The organism is Pseudomonas fildesensis (assembly GCF_001050345.1).
In the GTDB taxonomy this organism is placed as follows: Bacteria; Pseudomonadota; Gammaproteobacteria; order Pseudomonadales; family Pseudomonadaceae; genus Aquipseudomonas; species Aquipseudomonas fildesensis.
The window spans coordinates 556,129-571,847 of sequence record NZ_LFMW01000007.1; the positions used below are offsets into that span (position 1 = coordinate 556,129).

At 61.4% G+C, this 15,719-nt stretch carries 13 protein-coding genes; 9 read left to right on the forward strand and 4 right to left on the reverse strand.

All coding sequences use genetic code 11. The features are described 5' to 3' along the window. Positions 1–29: 29 nt before the first annotated feature. The 3 genes from amn to ACR52_RS13030 all read right to left on the reverse strand — a co-directional run bounded on the left by amn (position 30) and on the right by ACR52_RS13030 (position 5,857). Entirely contained in the window at positions 30–1,529 is a 1,500-nt protein-coding gene (gene amn, locus ACR52_RS13020) for an AMP nucleosidase (protein ID WP_173439233.1), read from the reverse strand. A gap of 86 nt (positions 1,530–1,615) precedes the next feature. After that, positions 1,616–3,268, reverse strand: a complete 1,653-nt coding sequence (locus tag ACR52_RS13025; RefSeq protein WP_048724607.1) for an acyl-CoA dehydrogenase family protein — start codon at positions 3,266–3,268, stop codon at positions 1,616–1,618. Between the two features lie 192 nt (positions 3,269–3,460). Further along, positions 3,461–5,857, reverse strand: a complete 2,397-nt coding sequence (locus tag ACR52_RS13030) for a hybrid sensor histidine kinase/response regulator (protein WP_048724609.1) — start codon at positions 5,855–5,857, stop codon at positions 3,461–3,463. 287 nt (positions 5,858–6,144) lie between these two features. Here ACR52_RS13030 and ACR52_RS13035 point away from each other — a divergent pair, with 287 nt between their 5' ends. From ACR52_RS13035 to ACR52_RS13050, 4 genes are all read left to right on the forward strand, one after another. Beyond that, positions 6,145–6,942 carry a hydroxymethylpyrimidine/phosphomethylpyrimidine kinase gene (locus tag ACR52_RS13035; protein WP_048724947.1) on the forward strand — a complete coding sequence of 266 codons (798 nt, stop codon included), beginning with the start codon at positions 6,145–6,147 and terminating at the stop codon, positions 6,940–6,942. A 32-nt stretch (positions 6,943–6,974) separates the two neighbouring features. Further along, on the forward strand, positions 6,975–7,604 hold the full coding sequence (thiE, locus tag ACR52_RS13040) for a thiamine phosphate synthase (RefSeq protein WP_048724612.1): 630 nt from the start codon (positions 6,975–6,977) through the stop codon (positions 7,602–7,604). Positions 7,605–7,615: 11 nt separating this feature from the next. Then, on the forward strand, positions 7,616–8,899 hold the full coding sequence (gene hemL / locus ACR52_RS13045) for a glutamate-1-semialdehyde 2,1-aminomutase (RefSeq protein WP_048724614.1): 1,284 nt from the start codon (positions 7,616–7,618) through the stop codon (positions 8,897–8,899). Positions 8,900–9,125: 226 nt separating this feature from the next. Next, entirely contained in the window at positions 9,126–9,680 is a 555-nt protein-coding gene (locus ACR52_RS13050; RefSeq protein ID WP_048724616.1) for a tetratricopeptide repeat protein, read from the forward strand. A gap of 139 nt (positions 9,681–9,819) precedes the next feature. Here ACR52_RS13050 and ACR52_RS13055 read toward each other — a convergent pair whose 3' ends face one another. Continuing rightward, positions 9,820–10,146: a DUF1820 family protein gene (locus ACR52_RS13055; protein ID WP_003194436.1), complete on the reverse strand. Its 327-nt coding sequence runs from the start codon at positions 10,144–10,146 to the stop codon at positions 9,820–9,822. 131 nt (positions 10,147–10,277) lie between these two features. Between ACR52_RS13055 and miaB the strand changes: the two genes are divergently transcribed. The 5 genes from miaB to lnt all read left to right on the forward strand — a co-directional run bounded on the left by miaB (position 10,278) and on the right by lnt (position 15,689). Then, positions 10,278–11,606 (forward strand): tRNA (N6-isopentenyl adenosine(37)-C2)-methylthiotransferase MiaB, encoded by a 1,329-nt coding sequence (gene miaB / locus ACR52_RS13060; RefSeq protein ID WP_048724620.1) that lies wholly within the window; start codon positions 10,278–10,280, stop codon positions 11,604–11,606. A 213-nt stretch (positions 11,607–11,819) separates the two neighbouring features. Then, on the forward strand, positions 11,820–12,824 hold the full coding sequence (locus tag ACR52_RS13065; RefSeq protein WP_048724622.1) for a PhoH family protein: 1,005 nt from the start codon (positions 11,820–11,822) through the stop codon (positions 12,822–12,824). Then, complete coding sequence (ybeY, locus tag ACR52_RS13070; protein ID WP_048724624.1) at positions 12,817–13,275, forward strand: rRNA maturation RNase YbeY; 459 nt, start codon at positions 12,817–12,819, stop codon at positions 13,273–13,275. Before ACR52_RS13065 ends, ybeY begins: the two co-directional genes overlap by 8 nt. A gap of 42 nt (positions 13,276–13,317) precedes the next feature. Next, the gene (locus tag ACR52_RS13075; RefSeq protein ID WP_048724626.1) at positions 13,318–14,157 is read left to right on the forward strand and encodes an HlyC/CorC family transporter; all 840 of its coding nucleotides are present in this window, start codon (positions 13,318–13,320) and stop codon (positions 14,155–14,157) included. An 8-nt stretch (positions 14,158–14,165) separates the two neighbouring features. Next, entirely contained in the window at positions 14,166–15,689 is a 1,524-nt protein-coding gene (gene lnt / locus ACR52_RS13080; protein ID WP_048724628.1) for an apolipoprotein N-acyltransferase, read from the forward strand. Positions 15,690–15,719 lie beyond the last annotated feature (30 nt).

Sequence of the window (15,719 nt, forward strand, 5' to 3'; positions counted from 1 at the left end):
CCTGACCGCTAAATGACCATCCCAACCGCTTAGCGGAACGGCGGCTCGTCGAAGCTGCGCAGTTTGCGCGAGTGCAGCGAGTTGAGTTCGGTGCGCAACAGGTCGACCGCCTCGATGCCGATCTTCAAGTGCTGGCTGACCGCACGTTCATAGAACGCATTGGCCGAACCCGGCAGCTTGATCTCGCTGTGCAACGGCTTGTCCGACACACACAGCAAGGTGCCGTAGGGCACGCGCAAACGGTAACCCTGGGCGGCGATGGTGCCGCTTTCCATGTCCACCGCCACGGCGCGGGACAGGTTGATCAGCGGCCGTTCCTGGGCCCAACGCAGTTCCCAGTTGCGGTCGTCGTAGGTCAGCACGGTGCCGGTGCGCAGGCGTTTTTTCAGCTCTTCGCCTTTTTCGCCGGTGACATTCGCCGCCGCCTGCTGCAAGGCCATCTGCACTTCGGCCAGGGCCGGGATCGGAATGTTCGGCGGCACCACCCGGTCCAGAATCCCGTCGCGGCGCATATAGGCGTGAGCCAGTACGTAGTCGCCGATGGTCTGGGATTGGCGCAGGCCGCCGCAGTGGCCGATCATCAGCCAGCAATGCGGACGCAGCACAGCCAGGTGATCGGTGATGTTCTTGGCGTTGGACGGGCCGACGCCGATGTTCACCAGCGTAACGCCGTGGCCGTCGGTGGCCTGCAGGTGGTAGGCCGGCATCTGATAGCGGTGCCAGACCACGCCTGCGGCAATCGCAGACGCTTCGCCGTGGTCCATGCTCTTGTCGATCACCACGTTGCCCGGCAACACCATGCGGATAAAACGCGGGTCGCTGCGCAGTTGCTCCAGGCCATGCAGAATGAACTGGTCGACATAGCGGTGGTAGTTAGTCAGCAGGATCCACGGCTGCACATGCCGCCAGTCACTGCCGGTGTAGTGCACCAGGCGGCGCAGGGAAAAGTCCACGCGCGCCGCATCGAACAGCGCCAGGGGCAGCGGGTCGGTGTTTTCCCAGTCGTAGAGGCCGTCGGCGATGCCATCGGTGGCGGCCGAGAGGTCGGTGCTCGGGAACACCCGAGCCAGCGTTGCAGCAGTCACGCCGGAGCCGGCCAGTTCGTCGCCCTGCTCCACCACATAGGGGTAAGGAATGTTCTGCTGGCTGACGCCGACTTCCACCGTCACGGTGAAGTCGTGCATCAGCGGCACCAGTTGCTCGAGCAAATACTTACGGAACGCCGCCGGATGGGTGACGGTGACGCTGTAGGTCCCCGGCAACTGGACCTTGGCATACGCCCGAGTAGTCTGTGGGACTTCGCCGTGGCAGTGATAAGTCAGGCGCAGTTCCGGGTAGCGAAACATCGCGCGTTGTACGGCGTCGGGTTCGACGCGGTCCTTGAGGTATTGCTTGAGGGCTTGATTGAGCGCGCCGGTAGCACGCTCATGGAGAGCCGCCAGCCGATCCACGGCTTCTTCGGCGGTTTGAACGACAACAAAAGCTTCGGTCACGGTAAGCATCCTGTGTTCTGACTTGCAGGCAATCATCTTGCCTGTATCGCTGCCTCACTGGAACACCGATTTGGAATCAGTTATCTGAGCCGGCAAGCCGGCGCCTACAGAGGGCGTTGCGATCAGAAGCCTTGGGGGGTTGAGCGAGCGACGATGGTTTCGATATCAACGCCACGTGGCAAGGTGCCATATGCTCGGCCCGATGACTCGCCCAGGCGGCTGGCGATAAAACCGTCGCTGACCGCCGCGTTACCGGCTTCCAGCAACAGCTTGGCCTGCAATGCCACGGCAATGTCCTCCGTCAGTTGCCGCGCGCGGTACTGAATATCCTGGGTGTCCATAAATGCCGACTTCAACTGCTCGATATGCCGCGCCAGTTGCCTGTCACCCTGCCCATCGCCCAACTCGACAAACAACGCCTCCAGCACACCCGGCTCTTTCGACAGCGCGCGCAGCACATCCAGGCATTGCACATTACCGGAACCTTCCCACGTCGAATTCACCGGCGCCTCACGGTAAAGGCGCGGCAGGATGCTGTCCTCGACATAACCGGCACCGCCCATGCACTCGGCGGCTTCGTTGATCATCGCCGGCGCGCGCTTGCAGATCCAATACTTGCCTACCGCCGTCACCAGCCGCGCGAACTTGGCTTCCTGCTCATCGCCCGGGTGATCCAGGGCACGCCCCATGCGCAGGCTCAAGGCCAGGGCAGCTTCGCTTTCCAGGGCCAGGTCGGCCAATACGTTTTGCATCAGCGGCTGCTCGCTAAGTACACGGCCGCCGACCAGGCGATGGGCACAGTGATGGCTGGCCTGGGTCAGCGCCTGGCGCATCAGGGCGCTGGAGCCGACCATACAATCGAAGCGGGTCATTGCGACCATTTCGATGATGGTCGGTACGCCGCGACCTTCTTCGCCGATCATCCAGGCCAGGGCCCCGCGAAACTCGACTTCGCTGGACGCGTTGGAGCAGTTGCCGAGCTTGTTCTTCAAGCGCTGTATGTAGAACTCGTTGCGCGTGTCGTCCGGGCGGTGCCGGGGTAGCAGGAAACAAGTGAGGCCCTTGTCAGTCTGGGCCAGGGTGAGGAAGCCATCGCACATCGGCGCCGAGCAGAACCACTTGTGGCCGACCAATTCATAAGCCTGCCCGGGGCCGCCCGCGCCCACCGGGTATGCGTGGGTGGTGTTGGCGCGCACGTCGGTGCCGCCCTGCTTCTCGGTCATGGCCATGCCGATGGTGGCGCCAGCCTTGTGGGCGATGCCGACGTTGCGCGGGTCGTATTCGGTGTTGAGAATCTTTGGCAGCCAACTGTCAGCCAGGTCCGGTTGCAGACGCAGGGCGGGGACGCAGGCAAAGGTCATGGTCAGCGGGCAACCAGTGCCGGCTTCGGCCTGGCTGTGCAGGTAGGTCATGGCGGCCCGGGCCACATGGGCACCGGATTGCGGATGGGCCCACGGCAATGACGGCAAGCCGTGCTCGACAGCGGTGCGCATCAGTTCGTGATAGGCCGGGTGAAATTCCACCAAGTCAATGCGATGGCCGTAACGGTCATGGCTGCTGAACACCGGTTTATTCTGGTTCGCCAGGAACCCGGCCTCCATCAGCGGCCCGCCGGCCAGCGCGCCGTAGGCATCGATGCGCGCCTCTGCCCAGCCGGCGCCAAAACGGCGCGACCAGTCTTGCAGGGGCAGGTCGATGCGGTACAGGTTGGTGCCGTCCAGAGACGGTGGCTGGTTGGTGACGTCGTGGGTTTCGGCGAACTGATGCAGGTTCATGACGGGCCTCCTCGAAAAGGCCCATGTCGAGTGAGGCTGTTTGCAGGAGCAAGCCTGCTCGCGAAAAACGTCAACGATAACGCGCTCATCCTGGATGAATGCGCCGCTCTCAGGTTTTTCGCGAGCAAGCTCGCTCCTACATCAGGCGTGTCGATTGAGGCCGGTTTTTCCAGTTAAGCACCGTCACGCGGCTTAAAAAAGTGGCATACCCGCCGAATACCCGGCGCTTTCACCCTCTCGCACACACAACACGCGGCGCTCCAGCACCGCCTGCAACGCCTCGAAACGTACAGGCTTGACCAGGCGCTCGGTGACGCCGATGCCATGGCAGCGTTCACGCTCAGACGTATTCAGCGACGTACTCAAAGCGATCACCGGCAACTCGCCACACCCCGGCAGCGCACGAATCTGACAGCACAACGAGAAACCGCCTTCAGGCACATCCAGCAACACCGCATCGAACGTTTCCGCCTGCAACGCCGCCAACGCAGTCGTACCGCTGTCGGCGGTTTTCACCCGGTAACCGAGCTTGAGCAGCATGCCGCGCACCGCCAGTTGGCCGACGCTGTTGTCGTCCACCAACAGCACTGCGCATTCCTGCGGTGTGCGTTGCGCAGCGAACTGGCTCGCCGATTTGGGCTCGGCCGGCACCGCGTCGACTTCCATTTCCAACTGGAAGCGGCTGCCCTTGCGCGGCTCGGAATGATGAGTGAGGCGCCCGCCGAGCAGTTCGATTAATTGTCGGCAGATTGCCAGGCCAATACCCAAACCACCGTATTCGCGGGTCATCGAACCGTCGAGCTGGAAGAAGCGCTGGTAGAGAGTAGCCTCGTCGAGGAAAGCGAAGCCTATGCCGGTGTCGGTGACGATAAAGCTCAGGCGCACGCCGCCATCGCTGTGGGGCACGCCCACCACCCGCAGGCGCACCGAGCCTTCGTGGGTGAATTTGAAGGCGTTGTCCAGCAGGCAATCCAGGCACTGGAGCAGTTTGTCGGCATCGCCGATCACGCGGTCCGGCAGCTCATCGGCCACGTCGATGGAAAATGCCAGGCCCTTGCTCTGGGCACTGGCGCTGAACTGCTGCCGCAAAGTGTCGAGCACGCTGCGCAGGCTGAACACCCGGGGCTGGGCACTCAGGCGCCCGGCCTGCAATTCGGTGAGGGTGAGGATGCCATTGACCATGCGCATCATGTCCCGCGCCGAGCCGGCGGCGGTTTGCTGGTACTGCGCCAGGTCGTCGTCCAGCGGCACGGTTTGCATCAGTTCCAGCGAGCCGATCACCCCGTTCATTGGCGTGCGCAATTCGTGGGTCAGGGTGGCAAGGAATTCGTCCTTGAGGCGGTTGCTGCGGGCCAGTTGCAGGTTGAGTACTTCGAGCTTCTGGCTGGCATCAAGCAGGATTTGCGCCTGCTGCTCACGCATGCCGTTGATGCGATCTGCCAGGGCCAGGGACAACAGCGCCACTTCAATCGCCGAACCGATCTGGCTGGCGTACATGGTGAGGAATATGTTGGGCAGGTAGCCCAGCACCATCATCGTATTGACCACCCCGCCCAACAGGAACGCCGACCAAGCGATGATGAAATAACGCGCCATGCGCTGCCCGCAATACCACGCTTTGATGGCGGCAACGAAGATGGTCACGGTGAACACCAGCGCCAAACCGGTCGCCAGGCGCAGGGCCAGGGCGTAGCTGGTCATCAGTGAAAGCAACATCACCACCGCGCCCCCGGCGACCAGCGCCAGCAGCAGGCGATTGATCCAGCGGCTGTGTTGGGCAGTGTGCAGGAAGCTGCGCGCGAACAGGCTGCCGAACAGCGCCGCCGAACCAATCAGGAACGGCACCGCCGCGTTGGTCCACCATGGGTTGTTCGGCCAGAAGTACTCGGCAGCCACGCCATTGACCGACAGTTGGTAGAGGCCGAACGACGCGATATAAAGGATGTAATAGAGGTAGCTGGTGTCGCGTACGCTCAAATAAATGAACAGGTTGTAGATCAGCATCCCCAGCAATACGCCGTAGATCGCGCCCAATACATACAGGCGCAACGGCTGCTCTTCCATATAGGCGGTACCGGCCCAGAGCGTCAACGGGGCCTGGATCGAGCCTTGGCTTTGCAGACGCAGGTAGAGAGTCTCCTGCTGATCTGGAACAAAGTTGAGCTTGAACAGGTAATTACTCTGGCGCACTTGACGGCTGGAAAACGGCAGCGCGCTCCCGGTGCGGGCGGTCATTCGGTAGTTGCCGGTGGTGTCGCGCTGGTACAGGTCCAGATGGTTCAGCGGCGGGTAGGCCAGTTCCAGAAACCAAGTGCGCGGGGATCGAGGGTCTTTGGCCATGTAATGCAGGTCGACCTTGAGCCAGAATACCGAGCGCGAATAGCCGGCGTTGAGGGTGGCCTTGTCGTGGGTCTTGAACTGCGCAGCGTAGGCGGGGGAGCTGACATCGGCGATGGTCAGGGTATCGCTCGGGTCTTCGAGCACTTGCATGGACCGGCCCAGCGGCAGGCTTCGAGTGTCCTGTGTGAACTCGATGGCGCTGGCGAGCATGGGTAGCCCGCACAACAATAAAATCAGCAAATAGCGCATAGAGCCCCAGCGTGGCCTGTCCGGTTATGCCAAAAGCCCCCCATTCCTTTTGAGATGACGTACACCGGCGATACATTAAGTTATTTCGATCCACTTTAGCATAGCCGTTAAAGGCCATTGGACACCATCGAAATAATTTTACGGAAGGCTCTAGATAGAGGCTTTCAGCGATTTTCACAGACAGCAACCGGTACTAGCCAAGAGCTATGATTCCCCGCGAACTCGGGCAAAATTCACCCACCGCCAGACGGCCACGCCAAAAGCGTTTGGTGGTAAGCTCGCGCACCATGAATATCTACAGCTCTCGCCCTGTTGTCCTCTGTCTCTCCGGCCATGATCCCAGTGGTGGCGCCGGCTTGCAGGCAGATATCGAAGCCCTGCTCGCACAGGGCTGTCATGCGGCTCCGGCCGTCACCGCCCTGACCGTGCAGAACACCGTCAATGTCAGCGATTTCCGCGTGCTCGACCGCGAGTGGGTAATGGCCCAGGCCAATGCCGTGCTCACCGATTCCGAAGTGGCGGCGGTCAAGCTGGGCATGCTCGGCTCCACCGCGATGGTCGACACCGTGGTCGAATTGCTGCAGGCGCACCCGCACCTGCCGGTGGTGTGCGACCCGGTGCTGCGCGCCGGCGGCGGTGGCAGCCTGGGCAAGGACGAAGTCGGCTACGCGATGCGTGAGCGGCTGTTTCCACTCTCGCTGATCGCCACGCCGAACCTGCCCGAAGCGCGCATCCTTGCTGAACTGCCTGACGGCACTGCGGACGAATGCGCCGAGAAGCTGTTGCCGTTTATCAAGCACCTGTTGATCACCGGCGGCCACGGCGACGAGCACGAAGTGCACAACCGCCTGTACAGCCGCGACGGCACGCGCCAGACCTTTACCTGCCAGCGCCTGCCCGGCAGTTATCACGGTTCGGGTTGCACCCTGGCCAGCGCGCTCGCCGGCCGGCTGGCCCAGGGTGAAGGCCTGGCCAGTGCTGTGCAATCGGCCCTCAACTACACTTGGCGCACCCTGCGTGACGCCGAACAACTCGGCCAGGGCCAGTTCGTGCCTCGCCGTCTGCCGCTGGATTTCTGCTCGTAAGATCCTGCTCGTAACATTAAGGGACCTGCTCGATGAAACTACGTGGCCTTTACGCCATTACCGACAGCCAACTCTTGGCCGGCAAATTCCTCGCCTACGTCGAAGCGGCTTTGGACGGTGGTGTGACCCTGCTGCAATACCGCGACAAAAGCAGCGACGAAGCGCGGCGCCTGCGCGAAGCCGAGAAGCTGCGCGAACTGTGCTCGCGCTACAAGACTCAACTGATCATCAACGATGACGCCGAATTGGCCGCGCGCCTGGGTGTCGGCGTACACCTGGGTCAGACCGACGGTCCGCTGACCCCGGCCCGTGCGTTGCTCGGTTCAAAAGCGATCATTGGTTCCACCTGCCACAGCCAGATCGAACTGGCCGAGCAGGCTGCAAAAGAAGGCGCCAGTTACGTCGCCTTCGGCCGCTTCTTCAATTCCAACACCAAGCCCGGTGCCCCCGCCGCCACCTTGGAAATGCTTGGCCAGGCCCGCACCCGCCTGCACCTGCCGATCTGCGTGATCGGCGGCATCACTCTGGAGAATGCCGAACCGCTGGTGGCCCAAGGCGCTGACCTGCTGGCCGTGGTGCATGGCCTGTTCGGTGCCGACAGCACCCAGGAAGTCACGCGCCGTGCTCGCGCGTTCAACGATCTTCTTAAAAATTCAGTTTAGAGAGCCCGATCATGTCCCGTTCCGAAACGCTGTTTGCCAATGCTCAGAAACACATCCCCGGCGGTGTGAACTCCCCCGTGCGTGCGTTCAAGAGCGTGGGCGGCACGCCGCTGTTCTTTAAACATGCCGAAGGTGCCTATGTCACCGACGAAGATGACAAGCGCTATGTGGACTACGTGGGTTCCTGGGGCCCGATGATCCTCGGCCACAGCCACCCGGACGTGCTGGACGCGGTGCGCAAGCAACTGGAACACGGCCTGTCCTATGGCGCCCCGACCGCCATGGAAACCGAGATGGCCGACCTGGTCTGCACTATCGTGCCGTCGATGGAAATGGTGCGCATGGTCAGCTCCGGCACCGAAGCCACCATGAGCGCGATCCGCCTGGCCCGTGGTTTCACCGGCCGTGACAGCATTATCAAGTTCGAAGGTTGCTACCACGGTCACTCCGACAGCCTGCTGGTAAAAGCCGGCTCCGGCCTGCTGACCCAAGGCGTACCGAGCTCGGCCGGTGTGCCGGCGGCGTTTGCCAAACACACCCTGACACTGCCGTTCAACGACATCGCCGCCGTCGAGCAGATGCTCAGCGAAGTCGGCCAGGACGTGGCGTGCATCATCGTTGAACCGGTGGCCGGCAACATGAACTGCGTACCGCCGGCGCCGGGCTTCCTCGAAGGCCTGCGCGAGCAGTGCGACAAGCACGGCGTGGTACTGATTTTCGACGAAGTGATGACCGGTTTCCGCGTGGCTCTCGGTGGCGCCCAGGCACACTACGGCATCACGCCGGACCTGAGCACCTTCGGCAAGATCATCGGTGGCGGCATGCCAGTGGGCTGCTTTGGCGGCAAGCGCGAAATCATGCAGCACATCGCGCCGCTGGGCCCGGTGTACCAGGCGGGCACGCTGTCGGGTAACCCACTGGCCATGGCGGCCGGCCTGGCCACCCTGCGCCTGATCAGCCGCCCGGGCTTCCACGCCGAGCTGACCGACTACACCACTCGCTTGCTGGACGGCCTGCAACAGCGCGCCGATGCCGCAGGCATCCCGTTTGTCACCACCCAGGCCGGTGGCATGTTCGGCCTGTACTTCAGCGGTGCCGACGATATCGTTACCTTTGATGACGTGATGGGCAGTAATGCCGATCTGTTCAAGCGTTTCTTCCACCTGATGCTGGAAGGTGGTGTTTACCTGGCACCGAGTGCCTTCGAAGCCGGCTTCACCTCGATCGCCCATGGCGACGCCGAGTTGAAACTGACCCTCGATGCCGCAGAGCGCGCCTTTGCTGCTCTGAAATAACTGGCTGCAAAAATCTGACGTTGCCCTAGGTGGCGTCAGATTTGTTACTTTGCCTACAGAGATTTCCTTCTTTTCTCGAGATTTCACCTGCAATCCGGCAGATAACTTGCCCAAGCAGCAGAAAAACGAGTAAAGACTTTGTAAGCAGGGGCCTGCTTATTTCATAATGCGCGCTTATTGGATCCCACGAGGGTCCGCGCGCCCCGTCAGAGGTAAGTCGATTCCCATGAAACGCACCGGCCGCACCCTGGTTCTGGGCTGCCTGTTGCTCCTTCAGCCGCTGCTGGCATTTGCACAAGCAGGCGGCAACTCGTTGTTAATCCCAGCGATGGGTCGTTGCACCCTCAATACCCAGCCAGACAGCCAGGTCGAATCCCTGAGCGCGTGCCAGAAACAGGCCGACGGAGGGGATGCGCAAGCGCAATACGAGTTGGGCGAGTTCTTCTACGACAGCAAAAACCCCGCCCGCGACCTCAACAAAGCCTTGAGCTACTTCGAGAAAGCCTCGTTGCAGGGCCACGCACAGGCGCAATTCCAGCTCGGCACCATGTTTTTCCACGGTGAAGGCGTGCCGGCCAATAACGTCCAGGCGTACATCGTGCTGAAAATGGCGGCGGTCAACGGCGCCGAAGACGCGCTCGACACAGCCGACGAAGTTGCCGAGCACATGCAGCGCGATGAATTGGAATTGGCGACGCAGGTGCTGGGGCAGATCTTCCGCAACTACCTGCAGGAATTGCAGAGTGCCGACGGGCGCTCGCCGTTCTCGCCCCTGCCTTAACCTGTGGCGAGGGAGCTTGCTCCCGCTGGGCTGCGAAGCGGCCCCAAAACCAATCGCCGACTGTTAACTGACATGCCTGCACATTGTATTGGGGCCGCTTCGCGCCCCAGCGGGAGCAAGCTCCCTCGCCACAAAAGGGCTATTTCTCAGGCATCGGCATCGGAAACGGCATGACATTGCTCGTGCCACGGGCTTCGCTGATCTTCGGCGTGCCCAGGCGCTCGACTTCATCGATGCGCACAATCGAATGCATTGGCACAAAACTGCGCACCACGCCTTCGAACTGGGCCTTGAGTTTTTCCTCGCCCGGGTCGACGACCAGCTGTGTGCGCTCGCCAAAGACGAACTCTTCCACTTCCAGGAAGCCCCACAGATCGCTTTGATAGATCTGCTTGGCGTACATTTCGAACACCTGGCCCTGATTAAGGAAAATCACCTTATAGATTGGAGCTTCACGTTTGGTCATGGTGGGCGAACAACACATCGGGGATATAAAAGAGGGCGCGAACTATAGCATGGCACCCGATGCACAACGCTAGGAACCAATGGGCATGCCCCCTATAATGCGCGGTTCTTTACCACCAGTTGACGATTCCCATGGCCAAGAAGCTTTATATCGAAACCCACGGTTGCCAGATGAACGAGTACGACAGCTCGCGCATGGTTGATCTGCTGGGCGAACACCAGGCCCTGGAAGTCACCGCCCGCGCCGAAGATGCCGACGTAATCCTGCTCAATACCTGCTCGATTCGCGAGCGGGCACAGGACCGTGTGTATTCGCAGCTGGGCCGCTGGCGCGAATTGAAACTGGCCAACCCGGACATGGTCATCGCCGTCGGCGGTTGCGTGGCCAGCCAGGAAGGCGCGGCAATCCGCGACCGCGCGCCCTATGTCGACGTAGTCTTCGGCCCACAGACCCTGCACCGCCTGCCGGAAATGATCGACGCTGCCCGCATCACCAAGTTGCCGCAGGTGGACGTCTCGTTCCCGGAAATCGAAAAATTCGACCATTTGCCCGAGCCGCGCATCGACGGGCCGAGTGCCTATGTGTCGGTGATGGAAGGGTGCAGCAAATACTGCACCTTCTGTGTGGTGCCCTACACCCGTGGCGAAGAGGTCAGCCGGCCGTTTGACGATGTGATGTCGGAAATCATCCACCTGGCCGAAAACGGTGTGCGTGAAGTGACCCTGCTGGGCCAGAACGTCAACGGCTATCGCGGCCTGACCCATGACGGGCGCCTGGCCGACCTGGCGGAACTGATCCGCGTGGTTGCCGCCGTGGAAGGTATCGAACGCATTCGCTACACCACCTCACACCCGCTGGAATTCTCCGACAGCCTGATCCAGGCCCACGCCGACGTGCCGGAGCTGGTCAAACACCTGCACTTGCCGGTGCAATCGGGCTCGGACCGCATTCTGTCGGCCATGAAGCGCAACCACACCGCCCTGGAATACAAATCCAAACTGCGCAAATTGCGCGCAGCGGTGCCGGGCATCTGCATCAGTTCGGACTTTATCGTCGGCTTCCCCGGCGAGACCGAAAAAGACTTCCAGCAGACCATGAAGCTGATTGAAGACGTCGGCTTCGACTTCTCCTACTCGTTCGTCTACAGCCAGCGCCCGGGCACCCCGGCCGCCGACCTGGCAGACGAGACCCCGGAAGCGTTGAAAAAAGAGCGCCTGAACGCGCTGCAACACCGCCTGAACCAACAGGGTTTCGAGATCAGCCGACAAATGGTCGGCTCGACCCAGCGCATTCTGGTCACCGACTATTCGAAGAAAGACCCCGGTGAACTGCAGGGCCGCACCGAAAACAACCGAATCGTCAACTTCCGTTGCGACAACCCGACCCTGATCGGCCAGTTTGCCGATGTGCACATCGATGCGGCGCAACCGCACTCGTTGCGTGGATCGTTGATCCAATAATTTTCAGCACTACACAGATCAACTGTGGGAGGGGGCTTGCTCCCGATAGCGGTGTGTCAGCAGTTGATGAGCTACCTGATCCAGCGCCATCGGGAGCAAGCCCCCTCCCACATTAGAATTGCGGCACTCGGGTTAGATAAGTGCTTTCGCACACCGGCGGCTGGCGTTATCCTCTCTTTCACCTCAACAGCCAAAGGGCGGCTAAAAGCGACCTTGAACGCACCCATAGCAGAACCCCACCGTTTTATCCTCGAGCCGTTTGAGGCTCGCCGTTTCGCCAATCTGTGCGGACAGTTCGACGAGCACCTGCGCCTGATCGAGCAACGCCTGAGCATCGAGATCCGCAACCGCGGCAATCAGTTCGAGCTCATTGGTGAACCTCAGCACACCACGTCTGCAGAAAACCTGCTCCGCCGCCTCTACCGTGAAACCAAGGGTAGTGAGCTGTCGCCGGAAACAGTGCACCTGTACCTGCAGGAATCTGCCGTGGAAGACCTGGCCAATAACCCCGTGGCCGAGGCCAGCGTGGCCCTGCGCACCAAAAAAGGCATGATTCGCCCTCGCGGCTTGAATCAGCAGCGCTACGTCAAAGAGATTCTCGGCAACGACATCAACTTCGGCATCGGCCCCGCCGGTACCGGCAAGACCTACCTGGCCGTGGCCTGCGCCGTCGATGCCCTGGAACGCGAGCAAGTGCGCCGCATCCTGCTGGTGCGTCCGGCGGTCGAAGCGGGCGAGAAACTCGGTTTCCTGCCCGGCGACCTGGCTCAAAAGATCGATCCGTACCTGCGCCCGCTCTATGACGCGCTCTACGAGATGCTCGGTTTTGAATACGTGGCCAAGCTCATCGAACGCCAGGTGATCGAGATCGCTCCGCTGGCCTACATGCGTGGCCGTACACTGAACAACAGCTTCATCATCCTCGACGAAAGCCAGAACACCACCGTCGAACAGATGAAGATGTTCCTCACGCGTATCGGTTTCGGCTCCACCGCCGTGATCACCGGTGACGTCACCCAGGTCGACCTGCCCAAGGGCACCAAATCGGGCCTGTCCCAAGTGATCGATGTGCTCAAGGACGTACCCGGCATCAGCTTTACGCACTTCATGCCCAAGGATGTGGTCCGCCACCCGCTGGTGCAGCGCATTGTCGAGGCCTACGAGCGCTTCGAGCACCGCGATGACGCACCGGCCAAGGACGCTCGCCGCGATGCTTGAGCTTGACCTGCAGCTGGCCACCGAAGCGCCCGCCCCCAGCGAAGAACAGTTCCGTCAATGGTGTGCCCTGGCCCTGCGCCAGCGCACCGCCGACTCGGAACTGACTATCCGCCTGGTGGACGAGCCCGAAGGCCGCGAACTGAATCACACCTGGCGCCAAAAGGACTACGCGACCAACGTGCTGTCCTTTCCTGCCGACGTACCCGATGAGTTCCTGGATATCCCGTTGCTGGGCGACCTGGTGATCTGTGTCGAGGTAGTCGAGCGCGAAGCGAAGGAACAAGGCAAGGAACTTGAGGCCCACTGGGCCCATCTAGTCATCCACGGCTGCTTGCATCTCTTGGGTTACGACCATATAGACGATGACGAAGCTGAAGAAATGGAAACACTGGAACAAACGTTGCTTGCAGAACTGGGTCATCGCGACCCTTATGCAGACGACGAAAACTGATCAACACTCAACTGTCACATCAAAGGATTTAGAGTAATCGCTATGAGCGAAGACCGATCGAGCAACGGGCAAAAGTCATGGCTGGGTAAGCTGACCCAGGCTTTTGCCCACGAGCCGAAAAACCGCCAGGAGCTGCTGGAGCTGCTGCGCGAGGCCCATCAGAACAAGTTGCTGGACAGCGAAGCGCTGGCCATCGTCGAAGGCGCCATCCAGGTGGCTGACCTGCAGGTTCGGGACATCATGGTCCCGCGTTCGCAGATGATCAGCATCAAGGCGACCCAGACCCCACGGGAATTCCTCCCGGCCGTGATCGACTCGGCGCACTCGCGCTACCCGGTGATCGGTGAAAGCCATGACGACGTCATGGGCGTCCTGCTGGCCAAGGACCTGCTGCCGCTGATCCTCAAGGAAAATGGCGACAGCTTCAACATCAAGGACCTGCTGCGTCCTGCCACCTTCGTCCCCGAATCCAAGCGCCTGAATGTGCTGCTGCGCGAATTCCGCGCCAACCACAATCACATGGCCATCGTGATTGACGAATATGGCGGCGTGGCTGGCCTTGTGACCATCGAAGACGTGCTGGAACAGATCGTCGGCGACATCGAAGACGAGCACGACGTCGAAGAAGACAGCTACATCAAGCCACTGCCGAGCGGCGATTTCCTGGTCAAGGCACTGACGCCGATCGAGAACTTCAACGAGTTCTTCGACAGCGAATTCTCCGATGATGAGTTCGACACCGTTGGCGGCCTGGTGATGAGTGCGTTTGGTCACCTGCCCAAGCGTAACGAAACCACCGAGATCGGCGCCTATCGCTTCCGCATCCTGAATGCCGACAGCCGCCGCATCCATTTGATTCGCCTGACACCTATTACCCGCTAAGGAATGACATGCAGCGCCTAACCCGCCCCGGCTGGCCCGGTAATTTGCTGGCCGTGGTGGCCGGCGCCATCACCACCCTGGCGCTGGCGCCGTTCGATCTGTGGCCGTTTGCGCTGGTGGCAGTCGGATTGTTCTATGTCGGGCTGCGGGAACTGACGCCTCGCCAGGCCTTGGGCCGTGGCTGGTGTTTCGGTTTCGGCCTGTTTGGTGCCGGCACCAGTTGGATCTACTACAGCATTCATCACTTCGGGGGCGCTTCGGTGCTGCTGGCCGGGTTGTTGATGCTGGCGTTTACCGCTGCCATCGCCTTTTTCTTCGGCCTGCCCGCCTGGCTGTGGGCGCGCTGGCTACGCCGCAATGAAGCGCCGCTGGCCGACGCCCTGACCTTCGCGGCGTTGTGGGTCGGCCAGGAAGCTTTCCGCGGCTGGTTCCTCACGGGTTTCCCCTGGTTGTACTCCGGCTACAGTCAACTCGACGGCCCACTCACCGGCCTCGCGCCACTGGGCGGGATGTGGCTGATTTCCTTCGCACTGGCGCTGACCGCGGCCGTGCTGTGCAACCTGCCGCGTCTGCTGGCAACCAAGCGCAACGCCTTCATCGGCGCCGGCCTGCTGTTGCTGGTGGCGCCCTGGGTGATCGGCCTGGCGCTCAAGCATCACGCCTGGACCAGTCCGTCGGGCGCACCGTTGAGCGTGGCAGCGATTCAGGGCAACGTCGAACAAAGCATGAAGTGGGACCCCGAGCAGCTCAATGCGCAGCTCGCGCTGTACCGTGACATGAGCTTCAGCTCCAAGCGTGTCGACCTGCTGGTGTGGCCGGAAACGGCAGTGCCGGTGCTCAAGGAGTCCGTCGAGGGCTACCTGGGCATGATGGGTAAGTTCGCCGCTGACCGGCACACCGCGCTGATCACCGGCGTGCCGATTCGCCAGGAAGTGCATCACCAGAAGCGCTACTTCAACGGCATCACCGTGGTCGGCGAAGGCGATGGCACCTACCTGAAGCAGAAGCTGGTGCCTTTCGGCGAATACGTGCCGCTGCAAGACATGCTGCGCGGGCTGATTGCCTTCTTCGACCTGCCGATGTCGGACTTCGCCCGCGGCCCTGCCGACCAGGCCATGTTGCAGGCCAAGGGCTATCAGATCGCGCCGTTCATTTGCTATGAAGTGGTCTACCCGGAATTCGCCGCCAGCCTCTCGGCCCAGAGCGACTTGTTGCTGACCATCAGCAACGACACTTGGTTTGGCCGCTCCATCGGCCCCCTGCAGCACCTGCAAATGGCGCAGATGCGTGCACTCGAAGCCGGGCGCTGGATGATCCGCGCCACCAACAACGGCGTAACCGGCCTGATCAACCCGTACGGGCAGATCACTGCGCAGATCCCGCAGTTCGAGCGCGGGATTCTCTACGGCGAAGTGGTGCCGATGCACAACCTCACGCCGTACCTGCAATGGCGTTCGTGGCCGTTGATCATTGTGTGTTTGGCGCTGTTCGGCTGGGCGTTGCTGGCAGGCCGGATGTCGAAGACGGTCTGATGTTTTACGCTCGTTCCCACGCAGAGCGTG